The following is a 5310-nucleotide window of genomic DNA, read 5'->3' on the forward strand; positions in this document are numbered from 1 at the left end:
GCCCACACGGGCTACGCCGTGTATGGAACTTTCTCCAAGGATTCCCGATTGGTGTACACCGCCTCCCAGGGTATTCTCAATGTCTGGGATCTGGAAAAGCAGGAGGTGCCTCCCCGGCTGGAGACAGAGAACCGCATCGTGCGGGCAATCGCTGTATCCCCGGATGGCACCCGCATTGCCACGGTGGAAGGCCTTGCCTTTCGGGACTCCACCATCAGCCTGTGGGACACAGCCACAAGAACCCGTCTGGTGAGCGCCAAGCAGGCCGGTCTCAGCGATGACTGGCTGTTCTTCACCGCCGATGGCCAGTGGCTCATCGCCGTAGTCCGGGAGCGGCAGCTTCAGATCCGCGACGCGCAGCGCCTGAGCCCGCCCCGCACCGTGTCGTCGCTGAATATTCCCTTCACGGCGCTGACGCTCAGCCCAAGCGGTAAACTTGTGCTGGCGGCCGACCGTCGCGGCCGGTTCATCGCGTGGGATACCAAATCCTGGCTGGAAACCGAACTCCAGGGACTCGCCCTCTCCGGCACCTACGCCACGAGCCTGGCTTTCTCTCCCGACGGAGAGTATCTCGTGGCAGGCACGGCGAATGGTCAGATTGTGGTGTGGGATTTCGACCGCCGCCGACAGATTGCCCACGCCTTCCTCCAGAACGGTCCCGTCGCCGCGATCGCTTTTTCACCCACCACAAATCAGATCGCGGTGGTCAGCCGCTTGATCCCCGCCATTCAGCGGTTTGAGTTTCCCTCTTTGCGTTTCCTGGGTTCGTGGGAAGAAACGCCGGGGTTTATCACCTATCTGGCGTATTCGCCGGACGGGCAGGCACTCCTCTCCGCCACTCCGCCCGATGCAGCCGCCGGTAAGGTGGAACTTCGCATCTGGAACGTGGCCACCGGTCGGTGCCATGCCTCGTTCAGCGATTTTGCCGGCCCCGTCCTTTTTGTGCCGCACTCCCAGCTCTTCGTCAGCCTCGATCGAACTCGCCAGGTGCGAATTTGGCCCTTTGCAACCTCCGATAATTTGCCGGAGAAGATTCCCGACCACCCGACCGACAAGACGCCCACCGAGAACTCCACCGCAGCGGAAGCACCACAGTTTTAGCAGAGCGACCCCGGGAATCAACTGCTGCGGACGCGTCCGAACATGCGAAGCCTTTCCGAGAAGAGTCGGGCCGACGTTTTTTAAGTGGGTTTTTCTTTGCGGAAGACCACCCCTCCCGTCGCGGGCTGAAATCCATGAATGGTGAGCAGATTCGCCGTGCCCGTCGCCCCACTGTGGCACTGGGCTTCGACGATGGAGATCCCTTCCTGCTGCAAGCGGACCAGAGACTCACCCAGCAGAAAATCATCAACTCTGCTGTCCGCCCAGCCTTCAGCCACCCGAATATCCACCAGCCCCACCGCCGGCCAGGAGTGCGGATTGGGATTATGTTTACAGAATCGCACCCGGGCCACCGGTCGGCCAGTCGTGGGGTTGACGAGCAGGTAATCGAGAAGTTCGGATTCGCAGTAGGACACTGCATCCCACCACTGGGTAAGCTGAGGATCCAGTCGCTTGCAGACGGAATACTGGGCGAACTGCAGCCGCAAATTCGGATCCGGAGGCCGACGGTAGTGCATCAGGTTCAACTGAAAGCGCCGGTATCGGGCATCCAGCACGTAATTATGCTGGGTGAAAGTCTCGATCAGTTGGGTATCGCTCTCCAGAATGCCGGGCAATTGAAAACCACCGTAAAGGCCCAGATAAAACGGATGCCACGGACTGGCAGAGCCCCCGTAGAGGACCTGGGCACCCCGCGACGTCAGATATTCCTCACAGCGGAAGAGAAGTGTCTCAGGAACCTGCGACTTCTCGTAGTCCTGGCTCACCAGAAGCAGACATATGATCCCCACCTCGCGACGCAGGGCATCACCGAAATCAGCGGAGGGCGCAAATCCGGCATGGGCAAAGCCCACCGGGCGACCGTCGTCGAAAGCCAGGATCAACCCCTTGGGGTCGAAATACGGCTTGTTGAGCACACTTCGCTCCAGCGAAGAGATATTCAACGGCTGAACAAGGCCCGGCCGACCAGTACACTCAGCCCAAATGCGTAACAGATGAGGCGGGTCGGTGTTGAGGTAGGTTCGATACGTTAACATCCCCCCAAGGACTTCCCGTTCTCGACATTGCCGAAGGCCCACAGCGGCCCAGCCGACTTACCAGGATGTGTCATGCGCATTGTCGCGTGACGGGGCGTGTGGCCTTCCCTGGTGTTGATTCCCCTCTGCTTCTATTCTAGGGCGCACCCGCGGCAAGCTGCAATGACGCGTGACCAACGGCTCGCCTTCCGCCAGGGGCCATTCATGAATGGCCCTCGCCCTCGAAGGGACCTGCTTGTCAGGTCCGTACTCGGCGGAACCGCATTCGGAGGGACCTGCTTGTCACGTCCGACGAACACCGATTGATGATCCATCCCGCTTCAACGGGCACGACAAGCGTGCCCCTCCGAGAAAATTCCGGAGGGACCTGCCTGTCAGGTCCGCTGATTCACGTTGGATAATCCACTCCGATTTGACTGGCACGGGCAGAATGACACGCCGATTCCGGGGTTGTATAATACTGTCCAAAACGGGCAGCGTTCCGCTAGTCTTGGGGAAACGGAGGATGGGCCATGGCCAACAGCGCATCGGCATGTCGTTGGCGATTTCTGGTCGCACTCGTGCTTCTTCCTTTCGCAGTGGGATGTCAGGACTCGTCTTCTTCTTTTCGGGTCACGCCACCGAATCGGACGCCTTCGCAAGGGTCGTCCCCCTCGGCCCAAGACGCTGCGCAAACACAAGGAGATCAGGGGGATACCGTCGCCAGCAAGTCTCAGATGCAACAGGCAGCCCCAGCAATGCCCGTGGGCGCTCAACAAGTTCCGCAAGCACCGAGTGCGGAATTGGCTAGCGGTGATGGGGCTCCCCAAGGCGTCTCCACACCAGCGCCACAACCGGCCTCATTCGGTCAAACAAACGTGCCGTCACAGACAACTGGTGGTCCGCCCGTGTCAGAGGCAGAAAATCCACAGATGGAACAGGTGTCCCCTCCCGCCCCTGTTTATGGGCCGCCGAGAGATCTGCTGGCACTCGTTGATCCAACAGCTCACAGTATATTCGGCACCTGGATACGAGAAGGCAAATCCTTGCGTTCGCCTGGCCAGGCACTGACAACACTGGTGTTTCCTTTCGACCCACCTCAGGAGTTCAGGCTGCTCATCGTGGCACGACGTGTTCGGGGTCGCGAGTCTCTGAATGTCACGCTCCCGGTGGGGAACTCTCAAACGATGGTGGTGCTCGAGGGATTTGGGCGGCTCGTTAGCGGGCTATCCCTGGTGTCGGGAGCGACGGCTGATCATAACGAAACGACTTATTTTGGGCGAATCTTCCACGGGGATGCACCGGTCTCGCTGGAGTTCGCTTCCGCCCCCGACTACGTCCACGTACGCGCGTCGCAAGAACTGATCATTCAATGGCAGGGTGATGCGTCTCGTTTGAGCCTGGATCAACGGTTCTGGTCTCACATTCCGCCGCGCAGGATTGCTCTGAGCGTTTACAGCGCGGAGACGGTTTTTGTCATTGATCGTGTTGAACTGTTGCCTGGCCCCATTGGCGCGAGATACCGCCCCGATTTGGCTCGAATGCGGCCCGGTGGGCCGGGAATGGGGAGGCCATATCGCCCCTTCGGGCCTCCTCCGTGGGTGATGGCAGGGCCACCTCCATCATCGGCACCTCAGACCCAACCGGAAGAGACACCGTCACCACCGGAGACAGCAGGCGTGCGTCCAGGTCCGAGATTGCCAACTGAACCCATCACGCACTTTGAGGAAGAGCCACCGGAACAGGTCACCCAGTGGAAAGATTCGGTCGGTTTGATCGAGTTTCCCCTCGCTTCCGGTACAGGGTTTGTCGCCAAGGAGAAATTGATCGTAACCAATTCCCATGTCATCGAGGGCGCATTTGCCGAAGACCTTGAGATCACATTCGCCGGGGCACAGGAGGGGCGTTATCGAGTCCAGAAGCTACTCTATGAGGACCCGGCAAGGGATTTGGCGATCCTTTATGTCGATTGTCCTCAAAAACCCGTTCCGATTGCGTTCGTCACCGAATTGCGACCGGGAGATAAAGTGGCGATTATCAGCAATCCGTCTTTGGGAAACACGGAACTGATCTTGCGTAATGCCATAGTAGCGGGTCAGGTTGCCGCCCGGGTCCATAAGAAGGGTTACGATTTCTACCAGATTACCGCCAACGTCAATCCGGGAAGCAGTGGGGCGCCGCTATTCAACTGGCAGGGTGAGGTCGTGGGTGTCATTGCCATGAAGGCCACGGAGGAGGGTGAGCGCGAGCTGGGGCAGGCCCTTCGCAATCTGGACCAGAGCTTTGCGAAAATCATGCCCGGAGTCATTCGCCGAGGCATGGCATTTTCCATTCCGGGGAATGCTCTTGTTAAAGCCATCGAAGAGGCCGAGAAAGAGTTACAGCAGCCCACTGGACGAGCCAATGACCTCCACGCAGAACGGGCTTTGTTTGAGAAGCTGGCCGTGGCGGGTGTCCTCTATCTCCTCAAGTTCGCTGCAAATGTTCCGGATGAAGTCCGTGCCCAAGAGCAACTTGTGCGGATGCGCGGGGTCCCAAGGCTGGCGGCCGGCAAGGTCAAATTGGTTGAACTGATGCCCGAGGATCAAGCCCGCAAAATCCGATTGGCCCTCGATGCCAGTGAAGCCAGAGAGATTCTCGCTTTTTGTACCAACAATGTGGATCAACGTCTCAATGCATTGAAACAGAGTCCGCATGTGGACCAAAACCGTGTGAAACTCTTGGAGGCACTCATGCGGACGGTCAACACACTCAAACGGTATAGCGACAGTCCACCGACCACGTATCAGGCCTACAGTCAAGCGGCACTCCAGCAGTCGGAAAATCTCAAAGACCAGGTGACCCGACTGGCGGAATCTTTCACTCAACTTCGACCGGCGTATGCCGACTGAACGCGAAATGTCCATTCCAAGAGCGGGTCGCGTTGCGGCCTCGTTGAGCGAGCGTTCACCGGCGGACCGTGAAATTGGTTAAAGCAGCCAGGCTGGTGAGAGAGGCAGCCGACGTCCCCGGTTAAGAAAGCCCTCACCCAGCGTGTCCCTTCAAAAAACGCCTCGGAGGGACCCGCTCGTCGGGTCCGTCATTCAACATTCGATGTTCCATTGCCTTTCGGCGGGGACTGAAGTCCCGCGCCGAAAGCGGGGCTAAAGCCCCGCACTCCATATGGAGTGCGGCGATTCATCGCCGCTTTTTC

Annotated in this window: 3 protein-coding genes; 2 read left to right on the plus strand and 1 reads right to left on the minus strand. The window is 58.9% G+C overall.

All coding sequences use genetic code 11. The features are described from left to right. Positions 1-1101 (plus strand): WD40 repeat domain-containing protein (locus tag H5U08_RS09475; protein WP_297032438.1); only part of this gene is annotated, 1101 nt, incomplete at its 5' end. A gap of 80 nt (positions 1102-1181) precedes the next feature. Here the strand turns inward: H5U08_RS09475 and H5U08_RS09480 are convergent. Continuing rightward, positions 1182-2138 carry a GNAT family N-acetyltransferase gene (locus H5U08_RS09480; RefSeq protein ID WP_297032440.1) on the minus strand — a complete coding sequence of 319 codons (957 nt, stop codon included), beginning with the start codon at positions 2136-2138 and terminating at the stop codon, positions 1182-1184. An 887-nt stretch (positions 2139-3025) separates the two neighbouring features. Between H5U08_RS09480 and H5U08_RS09485 the strand changes: the two genes are divergently transcribed. Then, on the plus strand, positions 3026-5008 hold the full coding sequence (locus H5U08_RS09485) for a trypsin-like peptidase domain-containing protein (protein WP_297032441.1): 1983 nt from the start codon (positions 3026-3028) through the stop codon (positions 5006-5008). Positions 5009-5310: the final 302 nt, after the last annotated feature.

It is taken from the genome of Thermogutta sp. (genome assembly GCF_014359955.1).
Lineage (GTDB): Bacteria > Planctomycetota > Planctomycetia > Pirellulales > Thermoguttaceae > Thermogutta.

What these genes read in the sequence shown, in the direction of transcription:
- H5U08_RS09480 (WP_297032440.1), bottom strand. Translation starts at nt 2,138, where the DNA reads ATGTTAACGTATCGAACCTACCTCAACACCGACCCGCCTCATCTGTTA.